Genomic DNA, 23,791 nt, shown 5'->3' with positions numbered 1-23,791 from the left:
CCCTTAAAACAAAGGGGGGAATAAGACCACTCCTCCCCTTATCTTTAGGGGGAGGCTGGGAGGGGGTCTCTTTAGCTTTTAACTTCTTAAACCTACACCTTTACTGATCAAGCGATATACCAGTGTATATAACACGGCGATAAAGCCGATGATGACAGCAAATGAATAGAATAATGGAATATTTTCAATACCTAAGAAACCATTACGGAACGCGCTGACCATATAGATAATTGGATTGGCGTGTGAAATAGTTTCCCATACAGGTGGTAGCAATGATGTTGAATAAAACACCCCGCCTAAATAGGTTAACGGCGTTAATATAAACGTTGGAATAATGGAAATGTCATCAAAGCTTTTCGCAAAAATGGCATTTAATAAACCCGCTAACGCGAATAAAATCGAAGTCAGTAATAACGTAGTGACAATCACTAATACACTATGGATCTGTAGTGGTACAAAGAACAGCGATACGCAGGTAACAATAAAGCCCACCAGCACACCACGTGCAACACCACCACCTACATAACCCGCAATAATGATATACGTCGGTACTGGCGATACTAACAATTCTTCAATATTACCCTGGAACTTAGCACTGTAAAACGACGATGCCACATTCGAATACGAATTGGTGATCACCGACATCATAATCAAACCAGGAACAATAAACGCCATATAACTAAAGCCATCCATCAGCCCTACCCGAGAACCGATGAGATTACCGAATATTACAAAGTACAACGACATCGTAATAGCTGGCGGCACTAACGTTTGCACCCAAATACGGGTAAAACGGGTGATCTCTTTATTTAAAATACTTTTAAACGCGATTAAATAATTTGCTTTCATTTTATAACTAACCTATTTAAGTGCCAGTGCAGACCCCCTCCCAACCTCCCCCTTCAAAAAGGGGAGGAGCAAGAGCAAGGAAAAACCTTGCGCAGTCTTTGCTTAACTCGTAACTAATTCAACCATTGTGCAAACGACGAAATAATCCGTGGAGAGTTAATAAATAAAGACAACTGTTGTCGTCTTTATTTAACTCATAACTCAATGCATACGATTTAATACATAATGAATTCATTAAAGAAAGAGAGCTGTTGTTGGCAGGGATGCCAACCCCAAGGCTACAAGGATGTATTCACGCCGTGCTCTCGTCTTTAATCAATTCGTGGTTAAGAGGCAGCTTGACGCCCCTGCTCCACTATATCCATAAACAGCGCTTCTAAACGATTCTCTTTATTACGGATACCCTGCACTTGAATATTCATCGCCGCTAATTGTGCAAATAACGAATTCAAGCCACGGCTCTTAGCCACGTCCACTTCTAAAGTATGATCATCCAATAATCGACAACTGTAACCGTCTAATTCAGGTTTAATTAATTGACTGTTGATATCTAATAGATAGGACTCACTATTAAGTTTCGATAACAGCGACTTCATCGAGGTATTCTCAATTAACAAACCTTTATCAATAATACCAATATTACGGCACAGCATTTCCGCTTCTTCTAAATAATGCGTTGTCAGGATAATGGTAATACCCTCTTCGTTCTTACGTTGTAAGAACTCCCACATAGTACGGCGCAGTTCAATATCAACACCCGCAGTCGGTTCATCTAAAATAAGTAATTGTGGGTTATGCACTAACGCCCGTGCGATCATTAATCGGCGTTTCATACCACCCGATAAATTACGCGCCGCTTCATGGCGTTTATCCCATAATTCCAGCTGTTTTAGCAATGCTTCACAACGCACTAACGCTTCTTTACGTGGCACACCGTAATAACCCGCCTGATTGACAATAATGTTTTCAATTTTCTCAAACGGATTAAAATTAAATTCTTGTGGTACTAAACCAATATGGCTCTTTGCCGCTTCAAGGTCAGTATCAATATCAAAACCGAAGATCTTAACTTGCCCTGCTGTTTTATTTACCAGTGAGCTCATCACGCCGATCGTAGTCGACTTACCCGCACCGTTAGGCCCGAGTAGCGCATAAAAATCGCCTTTTGCTACGGTTAGATCTATATTTTTTACCGCCTGAACTCCGCCAGAATACGTCTTCTGGAGCCCTTTTATTTCAAGTGCTAACGTCATGTGATGGACAAATCCAGTAAAGAATGGGAGCTGAATTATACTGGAAAGCGGTAGAAATGCTAGTTAAAGACCCCCTCCTAGCCTCCCCCTAAAGTTAAGGGGAGGAATAAGAGCAAGACTTCGTTGTCAATTTAGCTTGGCGCTATTTTATCCCCTCCCTTCTATTGAAGTGGTTTAATGAATCTGTACACCTAAATGGGATAGAATACCCTCAACATAAAAACGGTGTACACAATGACAAAAGCGCGAACAACATATTCAGTAGCATTCAAGCATGATGCTGCAAACTTAGTCCTGGATAAAGGCTACTCGATACAAGAAGCCTGTGATGCCGTCGGTGTTGGATACACGGCAATGAGACGATGGGTAGCTCAACTTAAGCAAGAACATGGCGGGATAACACCGACTGCAAAGGCTATGACGCCAGACCAAATACGTATTCAAGAGCTTGAAGCCAAAATTAAGCAAATTGAATGGGAGAAAGACATATTAAAAAAAGCTTCCGCTCTTTTAATGCAGGACAGCATCAAACGATAGATTTGATAGCCGCGTTATCAAGAGATAATCATTCAATAAAGAAGCTATGTGTGTTATTTGAAATACCTCGCAGTAGCTTCCATTATCGACTTAAATACCGCGGTGTAACAAAGCCGGAACGAGCTGTATTACGTCAAAAAGTCATTGCTATACACAGCCGTAGTCGAGGTTCAGCTGGCGCGAGAACCATCTCAGGCCAACTTAATCAAGCAGGGGAAAGTGTCGGTAGATACAAAGCAGCAAGATTGATGGAAGAAGTCGGCATTGTCAGTAAACAGCCGAATAAACATAAGTATAAGATATCTGAGGATGTATCGAAAATCGCACCGAACCGACTAAATAGGCAGTTTGATGTTGAAACAGTCAATCAAGTTTGGTGTGGCGATGTGACCTATGTTTGGGCTGGAAATAAATGGATGTACCTAGCTGTAGTCATGGATTTATTTGCACGTAAAATTGTGGGTTGGGCATGCTCAGATAGCCCAAACACAGATTTAACTTGTGCGGCGCTACGTATGGCTTACGAAAGCCGAGGCCGACCAAAAAATGTGATGTTTCATTCAGACCAAGGTTGTCATTACACGAGCCTTCAATTCAGACAAGCGTTGTGGAAATACCAAATAACGCAAAGTATGAGTCGACGCGGAAATTGTTGGGACAACGCCCCAATGGAACGATTTTTTAGAAGTTTTAAAACAGAGTGGATGCCAAAGGAATGCTATAACACCTTTGCTGAAGCTGAGCGAGATACGCTCAAATATATACTGCAGCATTACAATACAAAACGAGGCCATAGTTATAATAACTATTTGTCGCCAGTGATTATGGAAGCTGCAGCTTAATTTAAACGCCTATCTAGGTGTACAGTTTTACTTGACCACTACATATTTTTATATAAAAAGTAGGGGAGGGTTAGGGTGGGGTCAGCTCTTATCCCCTCCCTTCTTATTTACAATAAAAAGCAGGGGAGGTTGGGAGGGGGTCAGTCTTAGGCGGTTAGGCAGGTTATGTCTTAGGCTTATTACTAGAAATTAACCTTCTAACGGTACAACTTTACCTACGTAAGGCAAGTTACGGTATTTTTGACCGTAATCGATACCATAACCAACCACGAATTCATCTGGGATCTCAAAACCAACCCAATCAACAGGTACGTTAACTTCACGACGAGAAGGCTTATCAAGTAACGTAGTGATAGTAATTGATTTAGGGTCGCGCAGTTCTAACATCGTTTTGATCTTGCTTAACGTGAACCCCGTATCAATGATGTCTTCAACGATAAGTACATCTTTACCTTTAATGTCGCTATCTAAGTCTTTTAAGATGCGTACATCACGGTTACTTTCCATTGAATTACCGTAGCTAGATGCTGTCATGAAATCCAATTCAATCGGTAAATTAATGTGGCGACACAGATCCGACATATAGATAACCGAACCACGTAATAAACAAACAATGATTAGCGTATCAGTATCTTGGTAATGCGTTTCAATTTGTGCCGCTAATTCTTTTACTTTTGCTTGCACGTCAGCTTCAGTGATCATCACTTCAACAGTGTGTTTCATGTTAGTTTCTCCAAACGGTGATCATAATGATTTATATTGCGCGTAGTTTAACAGCCTAATAGCCATAGTCGAAATGGTTTCACTAAAAACCACTGAATTTATAGTGATTAGAATCCATAACGCGTTAGCTTAAAAACGTCATTCGTTTCGCATTGCGGTTGAAATGAGTGCAACCCTAGTGATAATCTTAACAATAATTTAACAACCATACCTTTTACTTGGATACAACATATGGAAATGCCAGCAGTAATCAGACGGCGCACCCGCCTGTCTCCCGAAGCTCGTCGTGAACAATTGATGCAGTGTGCCATCGAAGTCTTCTCTAAACGTGGCCTTGGCCGTGCTGGTCATGCTGAAATAGCCCAGTTAGCACAAGTCTCAGTCGCCACTGTATTTAACTACTTCAGCAGCAGAGAACTGTTGGTTGATCATGTCTTAGTACAAATTGAAGATTTTTTCAGTCATATGGTGCGCAAGAACTTTATTGATATTAACGAGCAGCAACCAAAAAGCCCCCACCAAGCCATTCATGATTACTTAGCCGATTTTGTCGATGCCGCGATCAACAACCCACAATTCACTTATATCTGGCTAGAATGGAGTTCAGCTATTCGTGAGGATACCTGGCCGCGTTATCTTGCGTTACTTGATAATAATATCGCCATTATCAGTGACAAGATCGCACCTGCGATCGCATCAGGCGAGATCAATACCTATTTAACCACCACAGAGTTTGCACGCAGTTTATCAAACCAAGGTTATATGATCCTGCAGTTAGTGAATCAGCCGCAAGCAATGGACAGAGAAGGCATTATCGCGTTTTTAGAGAAGTATGTAACGTCGGCGTTGGCTAAAGCGGAGGAATGACCCCGAGCGACCCCCCTTGAAAAAGAAACTTAGAGATGACCCCCTCCCGGCCTCCCCCTAAAGTTAAGGGGAGGAGAAAGAGCAAGACTTCATTGTCAATCCAGCTGACTGGTAAATTATTAGTTTGGTGCTATTTTAATCCCCTCCCTTTACCTTCAAGGGGAGGAGAAAGAGCAAGACTTCATTGTTAATCCAGCTGACTGGTAAATTATTAGTTTGGTGCTATTTTAATCCCCTCCCTTTACCTTCAAGGGGAGGGTTAGGGTGGGGTCATATCTTGTCCTTACCTTCCCCACCCCGCGTAAATATCCTGATCCACATCCAAGTGATCCAAAATACGCGCTACCATCAAATCAATTAAATCATCCAGCGTTTCCGGTTTACGGTAGAAACCCGGAGATGCAGGCATGATCGTTACCCCTAAGCGCGATAACTTCAGCATATTCTCTAGGTGAATTGGCGACAGTGGCGTTTCACGTGGGATCAGCACTAACTGGCCGCGCTCTTTTAATACTACATCCGCAGCGCGTTGTAACAAGTTAGTCGACATGCCTTGGGCTACAGCCGCGACTGTCCCCATACTACAAGGGCAGATCACCATCTGTTTTGGCGCACCAGAGCCTGATGCTACCGGAGAGAACCAATCTTTACTGCTCGGCACTAACAACTGCCCGGCTTTGGCTTGGTATTTATCGGTTAAAAACAGTTGCAGTGATTTATTATCCGCAGGCCATTTCTCATCCGTTTCTGTCGCCATCACTACTTTAGCAGCATCAGACATCAATAAATGTACCTGTACATTCGCTGCTAATAATAATTCCAATAAACGCACCGCATATTGTGAGCCTGATGCGCCGCTAATACCCAAGGTAATACGTTTACTAAAAACAAAATCAGCTGGTGTAGTCATTGTCATTAAAGTGCCTTTATTACATTAATCGATAAAATGTTCGATAGGTAAATTAAAAAATTCAGAGAATGCTTTTGCTTGCTTTAAATTTACTTCTCTCTTGTAATTTAGAATATCACTAACAACACTTTGCGGTGCAATATGACTAAGATCACTTTGTTTCAAAGATTTGATCTCCATTAAACCTTTAAGTCTTTCCGCGGGTGAAATTGTTGGTAGTTCTAAATTATTCGCTTCATATTCTTCTATTCTATCGGCTATGGCATTAGCAAAAATAAGTGTCATATCATGTTCATCTTTGGCCATGTCCATCATTCTATCCATGATTTCAGCGCGTTCTAACACCTCATCATCATTTTCAATAGCGGATGAAGTGAATTTCATTAGCGTCATCACACTCGTCGGATAATTGCTAACAATAGATCCTAAAGCAGTGAACATATTAGTAAGATTGGTATATTCATTCGTATTCATAAACATCACCTTTTTTTCATTTTTCCCTGATGAATGTTGTTATTACACCATTTATCATATTCTGCATGAGAGAAGACCGCACGAATATATATCGTTCCTTTACTTATTTTCGATAATATCCGACAGTCTGTGCCATGAATATCAAAGATATATAAATCGTAAATGGAACCGTAACTATCATCTTCATTCTTAAGTCGTGCGCCAGCAACCCTATCTGTATTCCAACCCGAAGCTTGTTTCCATTTATCTCTAACTTCCTGGTAGGAAACGACACTCAACCCTTTTTGGTTAAACGTAGCTATCCATAAATCTAATCCAACTCTCCATTGCGGATATTGCAGCATGGCTTGTTTAATCCGAGTGGTCGTTATTACTCGCACAATTTTCCCTATTCAATAATAGAATTGTTATTGTATTAAGTGTATCGCAAACTGCTATATATCGCAAATAGCGATATACCTATATCGCTATTATAACTGCGCTAGCAACTTATCATGAATACCAGCAAAACCACCATTACTCATAATCAGTACATGACAAGGGCCATCCTCAGCATGTGCTCGCTTGCTGATCTCGGCAATCAAGCTATCAATCTGCTGATGAATAACCGCTTTATCACTATCATCCCTTACTTGCTCAGGGCTGTTATCATCACCAGCACTAACACAAAGCTCATCAGCAACAGGCTGTAAATTCCAATCCAGGCCTTCAGGTTGGTATAACAACACATCATCAGCGACAGTTAACGATTGTGCTAACGCTTGTTGGTGGGTACCCATACGCATGGTGTTAGAGCGCGGCTCTAGCACTGCAATGATACGTTCACCACCCACAGCCGCACGTAAGCCTGCTAATGTAGTGGTAATCGCGGTAGGATGATGGGCAAAGTCATCATAAACGCGGATACCCTGTACTTCCCCTTTCACTTCCATACGGCGTTTCGGGGTTTTAAACTCGCCTAACCCTGCTATAGCTTGGTTTAATTCCACACCCGCATAATGCGCAGCAGCGATCGCCATCATACCGTTTTGTAAATTATGCTCGCCAATCAAACTCCACTTCACCGTGCCAGCTAACTCGCCTTTGCAGTAAACTTCAAATTCACTGGCATCTGCACGCAGTTTTTTAGCTTGCCAATGGCTATTATGATCATTACCCATCTCTCCACTCTCTAAAGACAAACGCTGCACAGGCGTCCAGCAACCTTGGGCTTGCACTTCATCCAATGCCGGTACGTTATCTGGCATTAAGATCAGGCCATTACCCGGTACAGTTCTAACAACATGGTGGAATTGGCGTTGAATAGCCGCTAAGTCCGGGAAGATATCAGCGTGATCGTATTCTAGGTTATTCATGATCAGGGTATTTGGCTGATAATGCACAAACTTAGAGCGCTTATCGAAAAACGCGGTATCGTATTCATCGGCTTCAATAACAAAGAAATAACCGCCACCTAAGCGTGCTGATTCAGTAAAATTCTGTGGCACACCGCCGATTAGAAATCCAGGCTCGAGTCCAGCGTATTCTAATATCCACGCCACCATAGCAGCTGTCGTCGTCTTACCATGGGTACCCGACGCGGCAATCACATAGCGGTGTTGTAATAAATGTGTCGATAACCACTGCGGGCCAGAGGTATAAGGGAGTTTGCGATTAAGCATGTACTCGACACACGGATTACCGCGTGACATGGCATTACCGACAATGACCATATCTGGCGCTGGATCAAGCTGACTTGGATCATAACCTTCAATCAGTTCGATACCTTGCTGTTCTAGCTGAGTGCTCATTGGCGGGTAGACATTAGCATCAGAGCCAGTGACTTTATAACCCAGCTGTTTAGCCAGTACTGCAATACCACCCATGAAAGTGCCGCAAATACCGAGAATATGTATATGTTTAGACATCAGATTACCCTTTTGAACGAAATTTATGATGGACACGATTGATCGTCACACCGATAATGACACCAACTAGCAATAACAACAGAAACAAGATTAAAATAGATTTAGTGGCATCAAATTGGAAAATAGTAAAGGTTTTCAACATTGCTTGATAATTAAAATGCAGTTGTAAAAAACCGACAGGCTTGCTTTCAATACTGATTTCAACATTGCCTCCAACACTGCCTTCAACATTGCTTTCTAAATCGCCCGCTAATATCGGCTTTAAATATACCCTGACCCCATTTGGAGCCATATACTTTTTGTTGGCGATAAGCTGCCCAACATAATCTTCATCTGAAGAACTTAATAACTTACCGTTTTCAGCAAAAATATGCAGCCCCGTCACATACTGATTTTCGCTTACCTCATCCACCAGCTGCTGTAGCTGTTTTCTACTCTTGATCCGAGTACGCTTATCGTCAGAATCACGTTCGACAATCAAATTAGCCGCCATTTTAGTCGGATAATCCAATAATGAATGTACCAACATATCCACCTGCTGGTAACGCGAAGCCGTGACATTGTTATATAACGAGATGGCAATGAAAATGAAAAAGGTACTCAAGCTTAATGCGATCAATAATGAGGTTTGTCCTTTCAGAAATCTATTCCGGCGCTTAGTCTTGGTTTCCTGGCCGTCCTCACCGTGCAAGCTGTCTTTAGTCGCCTGTTGAGTCGCTACATGCGGTTCATGTTGCACAAGCTCGGTCTCTACATGCTTGTCATTATTCTTCATTTTAACCACAGCAAGATCCTTTCTGCATAGCGTAATTACGAATCGCAATTTTAAGGCTAATGCGTTATCTTTGCTAGTAGTAACCTATCGTTTACAAGGATTAGTAGCAAAATGACTCAACTCGCTGAGACTTTATTTCGTAATACCCCGCCAATAGCATGGCCACAATTGTTAACTTCACATTGCTCTACACACAGTTCTGAACATAATACTAAAAACAGCCCTGAACATAGTTCGGAAAATCGTACGGGAAATCGTACGGGAAATCGTACGGGAAATCGTACGGAAAATAGTACAGAAAATAGTACGGTAATAAACCAAGTCACCTACTGCCAAGGCCAATTTCATATTGCGGCGCAAGCACAGCCAGTAATGAACACTGATAGTAGCCATTATCTCACCTTAATAGGCACGACTATAACCAGTGATGCTTTACTCAATTTACTGTCTACATTAAGTTCATTGCAAGTATCTGCGCAGATTAGCGGTAATATTGTGGTTTACCCACCAGCGCATTATCCCTTACAGCTAACAAGCGTCGAGAGCCACGCTGTAACAAACAACAGCAATCCTGTAGCAAATAATAGCGCTACCCAAGGCGATATTGTGGTACTCGGTTTAACGGCATTAACTGACACACTCAAGCAGCAGTTTAAAGATGCCCTCGCGAGCTGGAGCAATGATTACCAGATTGATTATGCACTCAGTCAAACACTGCCAAGCTTAAGTGAGCCGGGAGTGGTATTAATGGATATGGATTCAACCACGATCCAGATTGAATGTATCGATGAAATAGCCAAACTAGCCGGTGTTGGCGAACAAGTTGCCGCGGTAACAGCACAAGCGATGAACGGGGAATTAGATTTCTCTGAGAGTTTACGCTCTCGCGTGGCGACATTAACTAACTGCCCAGAAACAGTGCTAAAACAAGTCGCTGATGTGATGCCGCTGATGCCTGGGTTAGAGTTATTGATTGCGACCTTGCATCAAGCTAACTGGAAAGTCGCGATCGCCTCTGGTGGGTTTACTTACTTTGCTAAACGTCTACAAGATGACTTAGGCTTTGATCATGTCTATGCCAATGAACTGGAAATAATCGCTGGTACTTTAACGGGTAACGTCATTGGTGGTATTGTCGATGCACAAATTAAAGCCGATACCTTGCAAGCGCTAGCATTACACTATCAAATAGCCCCACAACAAACGGTAGCGATTGGTGATGGCGCCAATGATTTGCTCATGCTAAAAGCGGCTGCATTAGGCGTCGCAATACATGCTAAACCGATTGTTCAGCAACAGGCGCAAGTGGCGTTGAATCATCACGATCTGGAAGGTTTGGTCGGCTTGTTACAAGCAGCAAACTGTGTAGAAAGCAGCTGGTAGGCAGTTTTATACCCTAGCTAACCCTAACTCCAGATAAGCAAGACTGAATAAGGATTTAGACTTTTCTAAGCCAAATGTCTTTTTCAGGGATGAAAAAGCCAAGCATACATGGAAGTACTTGCTGCGTTTTTGCGTGAAAACTGTCTAATATCCTTAATCCGAACTCAGGTAAACGAGGACTTATAAGCAAAGCTTAAAAGGTTAAACTAGTTTAACTCGTGCGTCGTAAGCCCAATCGATACAAGAGTTCTTCAGATACATCAATCAAATCCACTACACCGCGAACACGCCACAGTTCATCTTCCAATTTTTGCGCTCTGTGTATGGCATAATGGCTAACATAATTGAGTTCTTTTTCAATGAATTCCATATCCGGTCGGCCTGTGCGCGAGAGCATCACTTGAATAGCAAAAAATGCCCCTTTCTGCAAACTATGGCTCACAAATTGGCGGCGTTCATGTTCATCATCAAAATCTTTTTCAAACCGAGTCTCTACCGCTGAATCACTCGACGCGATGGTAATATAAAGCACTTGCTGCCAAGGCCGATAAGTGGATTCTAAGCCCTCTAATGCCTCATCAAGCGTATGCCTAATGCTATTGTCACCCAGCAAAGGATAAAGGTTATAAGGTGTTTCTGCTTGGCCAAAGCATTCAAATAACGGTAATAAGCTATTCTCGCACTGACTAATACCGATCCGATCAATTTGGTAGCTGGTATTAACCTTATGGATATACAAGGGCATGGTCGCCAAATGATGGCAATACATATTTCGTAATACCGCAGTGACACCCGGCGATTGGCTTGGTTCAGGCATACTCTTTAGCTTATCTTTATTACTGCTAATTAATAAATTAAAAAACTGACAACCGATATGAGTGGCTTTATCCCCTACAATCTGCAGATGTAACACCGTTTTCGCCTTGTTACACCCCACTACACTGTAAGGCAGGTTTGCCAATGCCACTTTTTTAGATAATTTTTGCAGCATAGGTAATTCCAGATAAATACGTTGCCCTATCTGTACATCCATTGGCGTTTCTAATTCAACCTGTAAACCTTCAGTAGAGAAATCATTACTCCAGCCTTTAATGCTCAGTTCGGTATCATTGGCAACAATGGCGGTTTTATAACTGAACCGGCTTTCTTTACGTAATTGCACATACTTAAACTGACTTAATTGCGCCCTTTGCTCGGCAACGGGTAAGCGGTATTGATGTAATTGGTTAAAATCACTACCTTGCTGCGCATACGCCTTATAATCATTTAATACATTTTCATTGGTGATATCTTGCAGTAATCCCACCCAGCGAATATCTTGTAATGCCGCCAGTGTCTGGGTACCTAATGCTTGATGCTGGTTTTCAACTTCCAATAAATGTTTCTTTTCATCAAATACTGTCGGGTTCAATGACAGTTTAAAAACACGAAAATTAGGCCGTTGACACGCAAACGCCAAAAATAGCGCTTTAGAACCGGACTTAGCTAGACTCTGTGCATCAGCGGCATAAAAATAGATATGGCCATTCTGCGTATAATAAAAGCTATAAATAGTCGTTTCAATACGCGCATTAGCTTGCATCAAGGTTTGCATCCAAGGGCTTTGCCAACAGGCCTCTAGCTGACTCTTCGATTCTTCATTGACCCAATAATCATAGACACCACGGTTATTTTCATTTAATAACAAATGGCTTAATACCGGCTTATCCGCATTTGATACATACAAGGGTAAACCAGACATACGTGGTAAGAAGAATTGCTCGTAGCCCTTAACAACCACATTCTCTTCTTGATAACGCACATTAACTTTGTACTTGCTCTTGTTCTGCGTGATCAAGGTCGTGATAAAGGTGTCTAATTCAGTGCTGTCATCAATGCGCATCAAACGCAGATAATCAAATTTCTCTTCTTCATCAATGCCCATGAGCTTGTAAGCAAAGAAGTCGCGCAGGAAATGATTGGCATATTCTTGACGTAAGCTAGAAAAGTTCACATTGACGAGGCTACCGACAGCGATATCACTGTTTTTACCCACCTTCACTTTAATACCACTGGTTGATATGTCTGACGTCATAGCATCGACAAAGCGTTCACCAATACGCATTTTGATCCCAGAGCTGTAATGCATGCGCTCTTCGTTACGGATAAAATAAGAGGCATATTGCACAGGCTCAACAGCAAAAGCAGCAGCCGGATCCAATGTCACGACATCACGTTCGGCAACGGATTTACTGCGTTCACTGACTTGGTAAGCGAGCACTTCTTCGTAAACACCCAATGTATAGTGACCTTGGTGTTGTACTAATAGGGTTTCTAATAATTTAATGGCGGTCGGCATCATATGGTGCAAGATACCGTCGTACTCATAAGGGATCACACCACTCGTGGTACGCTGACGAAAATCAAGGATGCGGCGTGTCGGCGTGGAAAGACGCTTAACCTCCATCTTGATTAAAAAGCGGGTACTCTTGCTTTCACCTTCCGTCAACTGTTCGAATAAGCTGCTAAAGTCAGGTTCGTAATACAAGGTTGTTAACTTTTTAATTACGTCGGCGTAATGAGATAAATCCATGTGGCGATCACTGCTTAAGTTTGAAAATGAATAAACGGTTTCGATTAGCTAAAGCGCTATTACAGTTAAGTACTATTACGCTTAACCATAATACTACTAAATACCTACAATACACCTACAAAAACCGTCAATAAATCACGAATAACCTTAGCTAAGCAAAATAAATGCCATTTAACAAAATATTTTATTTATTTTTAAATGGTGATCACTTTTTATCGCGTACATTTCATTATCAGCCCCGGTGAGTAACTCATCCGCATTCATATTGTGGTGGTAAATACTATAGCCAATGCTAATACCGATAGAGACATTGCACACGGATAGAGCAAACGATTGCAATAATGTGCGTTCTATTTTATCACTTAACACTGCCGCATACGCTAAGTCGGAATTTGGGAGTAAAACCACAAATTCATCCCCGCCTAAACGCGTCAATAATTCACCTGGGCCACCGAGTAAACGAGAGATACGCTGGGTAACGGCAATTAATAGTTCATCCCCTGCCGCGTGACCATAACGATCATTGACCTGCTTAAACCTGTCTAAATCCATAAACAATAATACCGGCTTGATTTTACCTTTTTTCGCCAATGGTAAGATATTATCTAATGTATCCATTAACAGTGCTCGATTGGCTAACCCGGTTAAATTATCATGCATTGCCGCATAGAGAATATGCTGCTCTGCACGTTTTCTTTCCAATACTTCACGTTTTAATCGTTGATTAATAATGAGCAGGTAAAATAACCAAAATCCATTAAATAGTAACGCCGCGACAATCACTTTGACCCAGATTCCCCACACCTGCCAATCTATTTTCGCCCGCGGTGGGATATACATAAAGCCACTGAAATCACTGCCTTTCGCAATAAAATCAAAGTCTACTAATTGCTGTTGCATATCTCGCAGGTGCTGCTGATTGATATAACCCAACGGCACGAAATCCGGCAAGATGAAATCACGGATGGTAATTAACTGATATTTGAATTTATTGCGCATGGCCTCGCGCGCTTCATTACGTTGGTTTAAACTCACCAAGACATCGAGGGTTTCTTCCGTATGCGTTAGCGCGTATTCCCACCCTTGTAATATCGCCGAGCGAACCGCTGCGACACGTTCGGGGTTAGCACCTGCTTCTTGTGCATTGGTAAATAAGAAACCACTGTAAAAATCGATGCCGTGATCTTTCGGCATAAAAATAACCGGCTCAATGCCTTGGCGAACCGCATGATAAGGACCCTTGGTTAAATTAATACTTAAACCGTCAAATTGGTTGTTTACCAAGGTGGTCATGTCTCGTGTCACCGCAGGCGATGACATGTTAAGAGATTGAATATGGTATTTACGCAATAAGCTAATCACTTCGATATCTTGATAATCGGGTAATAATAAAAGCCGCTTATTATGTAAATCGGACAACTTGTTTATACCATTGTTTTTTAAGGCGCTGTTTTTATCTTTTAAAACTCTATCTTTTAAAATTCTATCTTTTAAAGCTAATAGCGCGGCTGGGGAATGCTGAAATAACACCGCGATAGCAACCAAGGCTCGACCGTTAGCCTTTTCAATCAATATACCCGCATTAGTCACACCGTATTGAGCAGCGCCTTCATCGACAGATTTGGCGATAGATTGCTGAGTGCGCGCAGTAAGTAAGCTTACATCCACACCTTGCTGTTGAAAGAAGCCTTTATGCTCAGCCATATAATAGCCTGCCGATTGAACCAGAGCAGCCGGTGGCAGCAAGATACGCACATGGTCAATATCTTGATCGGCGCGTACGGCAAAAAAGCTACCAGCAAAATACAGTGGTAGGATAATAAAAATAACATATTTAATTAAAGTCACAGAGAATACAACAATCCATTGTTTATATCGTTTTACTATTTTGCCCATTAGTTAAATCGAAAGCAAAATTTCGCTAGCAACAAACACCGAGTAATCAGGGATCGCCGACTTATACTCAGAGTAATAATGACATTTTGTGGCGGTTTAAAGATAAAGCCATTACATCTCATAAACTCGCAAGCAAAAAAAAACCTGTAATATCATAATTACAGGCTTTTAATCTTAATTTATCTCATTCTATTATGTACTTATACATTAAGAAAAAAATAATGACATTGTAATGACAAAGTATTAGCTAATACGTTTGTACTTAATACGATGTGGTTGCGTCGCTTCTGCGCCTAAGGTTTTCTTCAACCAGCCTTCGTAATCAGTATAGTTACCTTCGTAGAAGTTCACTTTGCCTTCATCACGGTAATCTAGGATATGCGTCGCAATACGATCGAGGAACCAACGGTCATGGGAAATAACCATAGCACAACCCGGGAACTCAAGAATTGCTTCTTCAAGTGCACGTAGTGTCTCGATATCCAAGTCATTGGTTGGCTCATCCAGTAGGATCACGTTACCGCCAGACTGTAGCAGTTTCGCTAGGTGTAAACGACCACGTTCACCACCCGATAATTGACCTACACGTTTTTGCTGATCTGTGCCTTTAAAGTTAAAGCGGCTGCAATAAGCACGTGATGACATTTCAGTATTACCGACTTTGATAATATCTAAACCGTCTGACAATTCTTGCCATACCGTGTTATCACCGTTCATGTGATCACGGAACTGATCAACACTTGCCAGCTTCACTGATTCACCAACGGAAACAGTACCAGCGTCTGGAGACTCGCTACCATCTAGCATTTTGAATAGGGTTGATTTACCAGCACCATTGGGACCGATAATACCAACGATAGCGCCTTTTGGCATAGAGAATGATAGATCGTCAATTAGCACACGACCGTCATAGGCTTTACCTAGGTTCTCAACGTCAATTACCTTGTCACCTAAACGCTCACCCGGTGGGATAAACAGTTCGTTGGTTTCGTTACGACGTTGATAATCAGATTGGTTAAGCTCTTCAAAACGCGCCATACGTGCTTTGCTTTTCGCTTGACGACCTTTTGGATTTGAGCGAACCCATTCAAGTTCTTTCTCAATCGATTTTTTACGTGCGCTTTCTTGTGACGCTTCTTGTGCTAAACGTTCATCTTTTTGCTCTAACCAAGAAGAGTAGTTACCTTCCCATGGAATACCTTCACCACGGTCAAGCTCTAAGATCCAACCGGCGACGTTATCAAGGAAATATCTATCATGCGTAATAGCAACAACAGTACCTTCATAATCAAGTAGGAAACGTTCTAACCAAGCAACAGATTCAGCATCCAAGTGGTTGGTTGGTTCGTCAAGTAATAACATGTCTGGTTTTTCGAGTAACAAACGACAGATAGCGACACGGCGACGTTCACCACCCGATAGGACTTTAATTTTAGTGTCCCATTCCGGTAAACGTAATGCATCAGCAGCACGCTCTAGTTGGTTTTCGATGTTGTGGCCATCGTGCGCTTGAATGATAGATTCAAACTTTTCTTGTTGCTTAGCAAGCTTGTCGAAATCTGCATCCGGTTCTGCATACGCAGCATAAACCTGATCAAGACCTGACATTGCCTCTTTCAGTTCTGAAATTGCTTCTTCAACCACTTCACGTACTGTTTTTTCTAGATCCAGTACAGGTTCTTGCGGTAAGTAACCAATTTTAGTGCCCGCTAATGGACGCGCTTCACCTTCGAAGTCTTTGTCTACGCCAGCCATGATGCGTAATAAGCTTGATTTACCTGAGCCGTTTAGACCCAGTACGCCGATCTTAGCGCCAGGGTAAAAACTAAGTGAAATGTCTTTAAGAATTTGACGTTTCGGTGGCACGATTTTGCCAACACGATGCATCGAATAGATAAACTGTGGACCAGCCATTATGTTCTCTTTTAGCAAGGAATATGAATGTGGATAAGTGTAAACCTTGGATGCGGTTGATACAAGGAAAAGCGCGAGCAGAACTAGACATAGAGCGACCCCACCCTAACCCTCCCCTCAAAAAAGGGAGGGAACTAAAGCTGCATCAAGCCAATTCGGCCGCTAAACTCAATAAGCAACGAAGTCTTTGCTCTTGCTCTTTCTTTGCTCCTCCCCTTAACTTTAGGGGGAGGTTGGGAGGGGGTCTTTCTTAACTATTAACTATTAGTCTTTAATTAACACAGACTCTAATGCCATTACGATCATGTCATTGAACGTTAATTGACGTTCTTCTGCAGTCGTTACTTCACCCGTACGGATGTGATCAGATACAGTACAGATACAGATAGCATTCGCGCCAAATTCAGCGGCAACGCCGTATAGACCAGCCGCTTCCATTTCTACGCCTAGTACACCTAGTTTTTCCATCGTATCGAATAGTTCTGGTTTCGGTGTATAGAATAAATCTGCAGAGAAGATGTTACCTACTTTCGCATCGATGCCACATGCTTTTGCAGCGCGTGTTACTTTGCTTAGTAGTTCCCATGATGCAATAGCAGCGAAATCATAACCGTCGAAACGTGCACGGTTAACAGCAGAGTCAGTACATGCACCCATGCCGATCACAACATCACGCACTTTAACGTCAGTGCTGATCGCGCCACAGCTACCAACACGAATAAGGTTTTTAACACCGTATTCAGTGATTAGCTCTTTTGCATAGATAGAACAAGATGGGATACCCATACCTGAACCCATTACAGAAACACGTGTACCTTTGTAAGTACCAGTGAAACCGAACATGTTACGCACGTCATTCACTTGTTTAACGTCTTCTAAAAATGTTTCTGCGATGTATTTAGCGCGTAGTGGATCACCTGGGAATAGTACCGTTTCAGCGAAATCACCTTGTTCAGCATTGATATGTGGAGTAGCCATTATATTGTTACCTTTTATGTTTTGGTTGTGCCCAGCATTCTGTAGCTGAGCATGATTGTTTAGTATTTATTACGTACTATTTATTTGGTAATGCGTGCTTTTATAAAAAGCTGGTACCGTATTCTAGTTTTGGCAGACCATGGTAAGCCGCAATTGACTGACCGATATCAGCAAACGTATCACGTAAACCTAATGGTCCTTTAGGCACATTGTGGCCATAAAAGAGCACTGGAATGTGTTCACGGGTATGATCTGTGCCTGGTGCAGTTGGGTCACAACCATGATCGGCTGTTAACACCACAACATCACCTTCATCTAATATTGCTAGCAGCTCAGGTAAACGCGTATCGAAATACTCGAGTCCTTTCGCATAACCAGCAACATCACGACGATGACCCCATGAAGAATCAAAATCAACAAAGTTAGTGAATACGATCGTCTGATCACCCGCTTGTTTAACTTGTTCTAACGTCAGATCAAATAATGCTTCAAGGCCTGTCGCTTTGACTTTCTTGGTAATACCTTGTTGTGCATAGATATCCGCAATTTTACCGACACTCACTACTTCACCGCCGGACTCAGCCATGCGATCGAGTAATGTTGGAGCCGGTGGTAGCAGTGAATAATCACGACGGTTACCAGTACGGGCAAAATCACTCTTATCATTACCGATAAATGGACGCGCAATAACACGACCAATATTGTACGGTTCTAATAATTCACGGGCTAATTCACATAACTTCAACAAGCGCTCTAAACCAAAGCTTTCTTCATGACAAGCAATTTGGAATACACTGTCAGCTGAGGTATAGAAAATGGGTTTGCCAGAAGCCATGTGCTCCTCGCCCATCAAGTCTAAGATCTCAGTACCAGAAGAATGACAGTTACCTAAATACCCTGGTAAGTCTGCTTGTTCTACTAATTGATCCAATAATTCTTGTGGGAAGCTGTTTTCCAGATCAGCGAAATAACCCCAATCAAACAGTACTGGTACGCCAGCAATTTCCCAATGCCCACTCGGGGTATCTTTACCCGTTGATAGCTCTTGAGCATAACCGTATGCGCCAATCACTTCAGCATTTTCATCCAAACCTGCTGGGAACGAACCCACGCTGTCAGCACATGCATGCGCAAGACCAAGTTTGGTTAAGTTCGGGATATGTAGCGGGCCTTCACGACCGATATCTGCTTTCCCTTCAGCACACCACTGGGCGATATGCCCGAAAGTATTGCTGCCTACATCACCAAATTTATCCGCATCGGCCGAAGCACCAATGCCCAATGAATCCAACATTAATATAATTGTACGTTTCATAATTCTGACCTATTTTTTAATTCTATTTATCGATGTCTATTATTTATAGTAAAAATGATTAACTAAAAACGCGACTAAACGTTAGACATCAGAAAGTCGAATTTGTTGATAAACATCTGCGCTTGCTGCAGGTTGCGTATCGCCGATGTGAATTGCATTCAAGATCTCAGCTTGTGCAGCATCAAACTGTGCTTCACTACGCGCATGTACCATTGCCACTGGTGTGTGTGCATCTAGTTTCTGACCTAGCGCGGCAATGTTAGATAAACCAACGGCATAATCAATTTGGTCGGTAGCAACACGACGACCACCGCCCATCGCAACAACCGCCATACCAAAACCACGGGTATCCATGGTAGTCAAGAAACCTGTTTGTGGCGCAAATACCGGACGAATGATGTCAGTTTTTGGTAAGTGTAGGTCATAGTTGTCAACAAAATCTGCTGGACCGCCCAAACCTGTGACCATGATGCCGAATAATTCCGCCGCTTTACCGTTATCAAGTACGGCTTGTAATTTATGGCGGGCATCATCAGTATCTGTCGCTAAGTTTGCCGATACTAGCATTTCCACGCATAACGCCATCGTCACTGCAAGTAAACGTGGATTACGGTATTCACCCGTTAAAAAACGTACTGCTTCACGTACTTCCACGGCATTACCGGCACTGCTGGCTAATACTTGGTTCATATCCGTGATCAGTGCTGATGTTTTACAGCCTGCGCCATTAGCAACAGACACAATGCTTTTCGCTAATTCAACAGATTGTTCATGGGTTGGCATGAATGCACCACTACCCGATTTCACATCCATCACAAGCGCATCAAGACCAGCCGCTAATTTTTTCGATAAGATAGAAGCAGTAATGAGTGAAATTGATTCAACTGTCGCAGTAATATCACGAACACCATAAAAACGTTTATCAGCAGGTGCTAGATTGGCAGATTGACCCACAATCGCCACACCGCTGTCTTTAACCACTTGACGGAATTGCGCATTATCAACGGTGGTTTGGTAACCTGGAATAGCATCCAATTTATCTAATGTGCCACCAGTATGACCCAAGCCGCGGCCAGAGATCATAGGGACAAAACCACCACATGCAGCAACCATAGGACCAAGCATCAGTGAAATAACATCACCGACACCACCGGTTGAATGTTTATCAACGATAGGGCCATTGAGTTGCATCGCATCCCAATTTAGGACATCACCCGAATCACGCATCGCCGTTGTGATGGCAATACGTTCAGGCATGGTCATATCATTAAAATACGTAGCCATTGCAAAGGCAGCAATTTGGCCTTCGGAAATGCTGTTATCAGCAATACCATTAACAAAATATGCTATTTCAGCACGACTTAATTCTTCACCATTACGTTTACGGCGAATGATTTCTTGCGGTATAAACATAATCATCTACTCCTTGAATCAGAAAAGCGAGGCCTTAAAACGGGAAACGCTTCGTTTAAATACAGAAAATGAGGATCGAATAAGCACATATCGGATTGATTAAGTCTGTCGTTATGATCAACATGTAACCTAATCAATACAAAATATTTTGTTTGTGGATATTGCTCTATCGAACCAGAGAGTTAGATAATTAGTAACCGCTGCTATCTGCAGGCTTTTCAGCTAACTCAAGTTCTGCTAATAAGTTAGCCAGTAGACTTGACGCACCGAAACGGAATTTTGCTGGAGAAACCCAGTCTTTACCTAGAATTGATTCAGCTAATGCAAGGTATTCACCTGCTTGCTCAGCATTTTTAACGCCACCAGCGGGTTTGAAACCAACTGCGGTGTTTTTCTCGCTGATCACGGTAAGCATGATTTTAGCGAATTCTAGCGTGGCATTAACAGGCACTTTACCTGTTGATGTTTTAATGAAGTCAGCACCTGCATCAATTGAAATTTCGCTCGCTTGACGGATCAATGCTTCTGTTTTCAGTTCGCCAGTTTCAACGATCACTTTAAGTTTCACGTTAGCAGGACATGCAGCTTTACATGCTTGCACTAATTCGAAACCAACTTCCGCATTGCCAGCCATCAGTGCGCGGTATGGGAACACCACGTCAACTTCATCTGCGCCGTAGGCAACAGCCGCTTTTGTTTCAGCTACTGCGATAGCAACATCATCATTACCGTGTGGGAAATTCGTTACAGTGGCGATTTTTACTGTTTCAGCGCCGATTGCATTCAATGTTTTACGGGCGATAGGAACAAAGCGAGGGTAAATACAAACAGCAGCAGTATTACCGGCAGCACTTTTCGCTTTATGGCACAGCTCAATTACTTTCGCATCTGTATCATCATCATTAAGTGTTGTTAGGTCCATCATATTTAATGCACGTTGCGCTGCTACTTTAAAGTTACTCATATTAAGTCTCCGAATTATATTTAAAAATATAGTATGTAAAAAAACCAATAGTGAAAACGTAGTAATGAGTCATTCATCATGATTAATCGACATTACTACCGGTAGTTATTCTGGATGAGTAAAATAAAGACGTGTTTACCTTAAACAATCACGTTCAGGTAAAATAGATGACGTATAAATAACAAATACTGATTAATAACAGCATTCATACTGTTCTTAATATGGCATTGTTTAACTATCAACATAACTATCTTTAAGACAAATATCCCTGAAGAATAACTATGCGGACTTGGTTCCGTGAAGACTTGATATGACTATCAATTAATATCCCTATAACCGCGCTAATACAACGAACCAGCGCTATATTTTAAGCTGAAACTTAAAGGCGCAAGGGACGTAGTATTTAACGAAAAACACCAAAAGTACTTCATGTGCAATTGGTTTAAACTACAGTGTTAAAGTTACGCTAAGTGACAAAGAAATCAAGCTATAAATGCCGCTATAACTGTCGTACTTCTCACTATGCGCAATTAAACAGCAATAAAACAACATATTAAATGTATGTCTATGTAAGCGTATTATTTAACTCAAAAACGCTCCGCACTATTTATTAAACATGGCTATTAAACATGGCTTATAAACACTGCGGAGCAATACCTTACGATCTTATGTCACGGTGACTAGACCGCAACATAACTAACCTCTATATTACTAGCCGCTATATCACTAACCTAAAAATAAACCAGCCAAGGTTGCACTCATTAAGTTAGCTAAAGAAGCCGCTAATACCGCTTTCATCCCCATACTGGCAATGTCAGCACGACGTGACGGCGCTAAGCTACCTAAACCACCGAGCAAAATAGCAATAGATGAAAAGTTAGCAAAGCCACACAGCGCGAAAGAAATGATGATTTGCGTATGTTCAGAGAGTTCGTTATTTTTAATGTAGCTAACGAAATCAAGGAAAGCCACAAACTCATTCACTACTAGTTTTTGACCAATGAAACTACCCGCGGCAACCGCTTCGTGCCACGGCACGCCAATCACAAATGCCAATGGCGAGAACATCCAACCTAAGATCATTTGAATGGTCAGCTCAGGCATATCAAACCAAGCACCGATACCACCCGTGATACCATTGGCTAAAGCAATCAGACCAACGAATGCAATTAACATTGCACCGACGTTAAGCGCTAACATCATACCTGAAGACGCACCCGCAGCTGCGGCGTCAAGGACGTTTACTGGCTTATCATCATTATCGTCCTCAAGATCATCAAGTGATACTTTAGGCGTTTCAGTTTCTGGCTTAATAATTTTAGCCATTAATAGACCACCCGGCGCCGCCATAAATGACGCTGCAACTAGGTATTCAATTTTAATACCAAGACCTGCGTAACCCGCGAGTACAGAACCAGCGATAGAAGCAAGACCACCCACCATTACAGCGAATAATTCTGATTTTGTCATTGATTTAATAAATGGACGTACGACAAGTGGGGCTTCAGTTTGGCCAACAAAAATGTTCGCTGTCGCAGAGAGTGATTCCGCACGACTAGTACCTAATAACTTCTGTAAACCACCACCGATAAAGTTAATCACCACACTCATGATGCCGAGATAGTATAAAACGGCAATCAATGATGAGAAGAATACGATCACCGGCAATACGTTGATCGCGAAAATAAAGCCGACTTTGAATCTGGCCAAATCACCAAATAAGAATTGAATGCCCTCATTACCATAAGCAATGACGTTTGCAACGCCAGTAGAAAGACTTTGCAGCAACTCTTTACCGGGAGGGAAATATAAAATGAACGCGCCAATAATAACCTGAATAGCGAATGCGCCACCCACAGTGCGTAAGTTAATTGCTTTTCTGTTGTCCGATAATAGCAGCGCTAAACCGAGTAGCGCGAAAACGCCTACAATACCCATTACAAAATTCATCAAGAATCGTCTCCAGATTTATTGACTTTTTATAAGCCAATATTTATAAACCATTTATTGAATTTGTTATAAAACAATAGTTAAATCACTGTCATTAACACGTTATAACTAGCGTGATTGCGCATAGTTAATCGTTAATGACTTGCGGTAGCTATTCTGGATAAATTCAAATAAAGAAATACCGACGCACGGTTGCAATCTAAGGTAAATAGATCTCGTACGAAGATAAATAGATGACATATAAATGACGAATACTTAGAGTAAAAGAA

19 protein-coding genes are annotated in these 23,791 nt (G+C 42.0%); 3 read left to right on the top strand and 16 right to left on the bottom strand.

All coding sequences use genetic code 11. The features are described 5' to 3' along the window. Positions 1-78 precede the first annotated feature (78 nt). Both FR932_RS21140 and FR932_RS21135 read right to left on the bottom strand, forming a co-directional pair. The gene (locus FR932_RS21140; protein ID WP_019440372.1) at positions 79-849 is read right to left on the bottom strand and encodes an ABC transporter permease; all 771 of its coding nucleotides are present in this window, start codon (positions 847-849) and stop codon (positions 79-81) included. Positions 850-1,175: 326 nt separating this feature from the next. Then, positions 1,176-2,102: an ABC transporter ATP-binding protein gene (locus FR932_RS21135; protein ID WP_019440373.1), complete on the bottom strand. Its 927-nt coding sequence runs from the start codon at positions 2,100-2,102 to the stop codon at positions 1,176-1,178. 234 nt (positions 2,103-2,336) lie between these two features. Between FR932_RS21135 and FR932_RS21130 the strand changes: the two genes are divergently transcribed. Next, positions 2,337-3,481 (top strand): IS3 family transposase gene (locus tag FR932_RS21130; protein WP_085983345.1). Its coding sequence is split into 2 segments (ribosomal slippage): positions 2,337-2,601 and positions 2,601-3,481, totalling 1,146 coding nucleotides; the frame shifts between segments, so codons are not numbered across the junction. A 189-nt stretch (positions 3,482-3,670) separates the two neighbouring features. Here FR932_RS21130 and hpt read toward each other — a convergent pair. Next, positions 3,671-4,204, bottom strand: a complete 534-nt coding sequence (gene hpt / locus FR932_RS21125; RefSeq protein WP_019443097.1) for a hypoxanthine phosphoribosyltransferase — start codon at positions 4,202-4,204, stop codon at positions 3,671-3,673. A gap of 231 nt (positions 4,205-4,435) precedes the next feature. Between hpt and FR932_RS21120 the strand changes: the two genes are divergently transcribed. Next, positions 4,436-5,071 carry a TetR/AcrR family transcriptional regulator gene (locus FR932_RS21120; RefSeq protein ID WP_019443098.1) on the top strand — a complete coding sequence of 212 codons (636 nt, stop codon included), beginning with the start codon at positions 4,436-4,438 and terminating at the stop codon, positions 5,069-5,071. Between the two features lie 283 nt (positions 5,072-5,354). Here the strand turns inward: FR932_RS21120 and FR932_RS21115 are convergent, their stop codons facing one another. The 5 genes from FR932_RS21115 to FR932_RS21095 all read right to left on the bottom strand — a co-directional run bounded on the left by FR932_RS21115 (position 5,355) and on the right by FR932_RS21095 (position 9,137). Further along, on the bottom strand, positions 5,355-5,987 hold the full coding sequence (locus FR932_RS21115; protein ID WP_019443099.1) for a flavin prenyltransferase UbiX: 633 nt from the start codon (positions 5,985-5,987) through the stop codon (positions 5,355-5,357). Between the two features lie 18 nt (positions 5,988-6,005). Continuing rightward, complete coding sequence (locus FR932_RS21110) at positions 6,006-6,455, bottom strand: helix-turn-helix domain-containing protein (protein ID WP_019443100.1); 450 nt, start codon at positions 6,453-6,455, stop codon at positions 6,006-6,008. Positions 6,456-6,460: 5 nt separating this feature from the next. Then, positions 6,461-6,835 carry a type II toxin-antitoxin system HigB family toxin gene (locus FR932_RS21105; protein ID WP_019443101.1) on the bottom strand — a complete coding sequence of 125 codons (375 nt, stop codon included), beginning with the start codon at positions 6,833-6,835 and terminating at the stop codon, positions 6,461-6,463. Positions 6,836-6,925: 90 nt separating this feature from the next. Further along, positions 6,926-8,362 carry a UDP-N-acetylmuramate:L-alanyl-gamma-D-glutamyl-meso-diaminopimelate ligase gene (gene mpl / locus FR932_RS21100; protein ID WP_019443102.1) on the bottom strand — a complete coding sequence of 479 codons (1,437 nt, stop codon included), beginning with the start codon at positions 8,360-8,362 and terminating at the stop codon, positions 6,926-6,928. A 4-nt stretch (positions 8,363-8,366) separates the two neighbouring features. Then, entirely contained in the window at positions 8,367-9,137 is a 771-nt protein-coding gene (locus FR932_RS21095) for a hypothetical protein (protein ID WP_240532442.1), read from the bottom strand. A 111-nt stretch (positions 9,138-9,248) separates the two neighbouring features. On the opposite strand from FR932_RS21095, the gene serB reads away from it, so the two are divergent. After that, on the top strand, positions 9,249-10,520 hold the full coding sequence (gene serB, locus FR932_RS21090; RefSeq protein ID WP_019443104.1) for a phosphoserine phosphatase SerB: 1,272 nt from the start codon (positions 9,249-9,251) through the stop codon (positions 10,518-10,520). 211 nt (positions 10,521-10,731) lie between these two features. Here serB and FR932_RS21085 read toward each other — a convergent pair whose 3' ends face one another. The 8 genes from FR932_RS21085 to FR932_RS21050 form a co-directional block, all read right to left on the bottom strand. Beyond that, positions 10,732-13,092, bottom strand: a complete 2,361-nt coding sequence (locus FR932_RS21085) for a PilZ domain-containing protein (protein ID WP_019443105.1) — start codon at positions 13,090-13,092, stop codon at positions 10,732-10,734. Positions 13,093-13,263: 171 nt separating this feature from the next. Beyond that, complete coding sequence (locus FR932_RS21080; protein ID WP_019628993.1) at positions 13,264-14,940, bottom strand: GGDEF domain-containing protein; 1,677 nt, start codon at positions 14,938-14,940, stop codon at positions 13,264-13,266. A gap of 291 nt (positions 14,941-15,231) precedes the next feature. Then, a complete protein-coding gene (gene ettA, locus FR932_RS21075; RefSeq protein ID WP_019443107.1) occupies positions 15,232-16,902 on the bottom strand; it encodes an energy-dependent translational throttle protein EttA in 1,671 nt (556 codons plus the stop codon). 264 nt (positions 16,903-17,166) lie between these two features. Continuing rightward, complete coding sequence (gene deoD, locus FR932_RS21070; protein WP_019443109.1) at positions 17,167-17,880, bottom strand: purine-nucleoside phosphorylase; 714 nt, start codon at positions 17,878-17,880, stop codon at positions 17,167-17,169. A 100-nt stretch (positions 17,881-17,980) separates the two neighbouring features. After that, entirely contained in the window at positions 17,981-19,195 is a 1,215-nt protein-coding gene (locus tag FR932_RS21065) for a phosphopentomutase (RefSeq protein ID WP_019443110.1), read from the bottom strand. 81 nt (positions 19,196-19,276) lie between these two features. Further along, complete coding sequence (deoA, locus tag FR932_RS21060) at positions 19,277-20,608, bottom strand: thymidine phosphorylase (protein WP_026032266.1); 1,332 nt, start codon at positions 20,606-20,608, stop codon at positions 19,277-19,279. Positions 20,609-20,798: 190 nt separating this feature from the next. Continuing rightward, on the bottom strand, positions 20,799-21,572 hold the full coding sequence (gene deoC, locus FR932_RS21055) for a deoxyribose-phosphate aldolase (protein WP_019443112.1): 774 nt from the start codon (positions 21,570-21,572) through the stop codon (positions 20,799-20,801). A gap of 726 nt (positions 21,573-22,298) precedes the next feature. After that, positions 22,299-23,522, bottom strand: a complete 1,224-nt coding sequence (locus FR932_RS21050) for a NupC/NupG family nucleoside CNT transporter (protein ID WP_019443113.1) — start codon at positions 23,520-23,522, stop codon at positions 22,299-22,301. Positions 23,523-23,791 lie beyond the last annotated feature (269 nt).

Origin of the sequence: Moritella marina ATCC 15381, from assembly GCF_008931805.1 — a bacterium.
Classification (GTDB): Bacteria; Pseudomonadota; Gammaproteobacteria; order Enterobacterales; family Moritellaceae; genus Moritella; species Moritella marina.
This window is presented reverse-complemented; position numbering and strand designations above follow the sequence as displayed.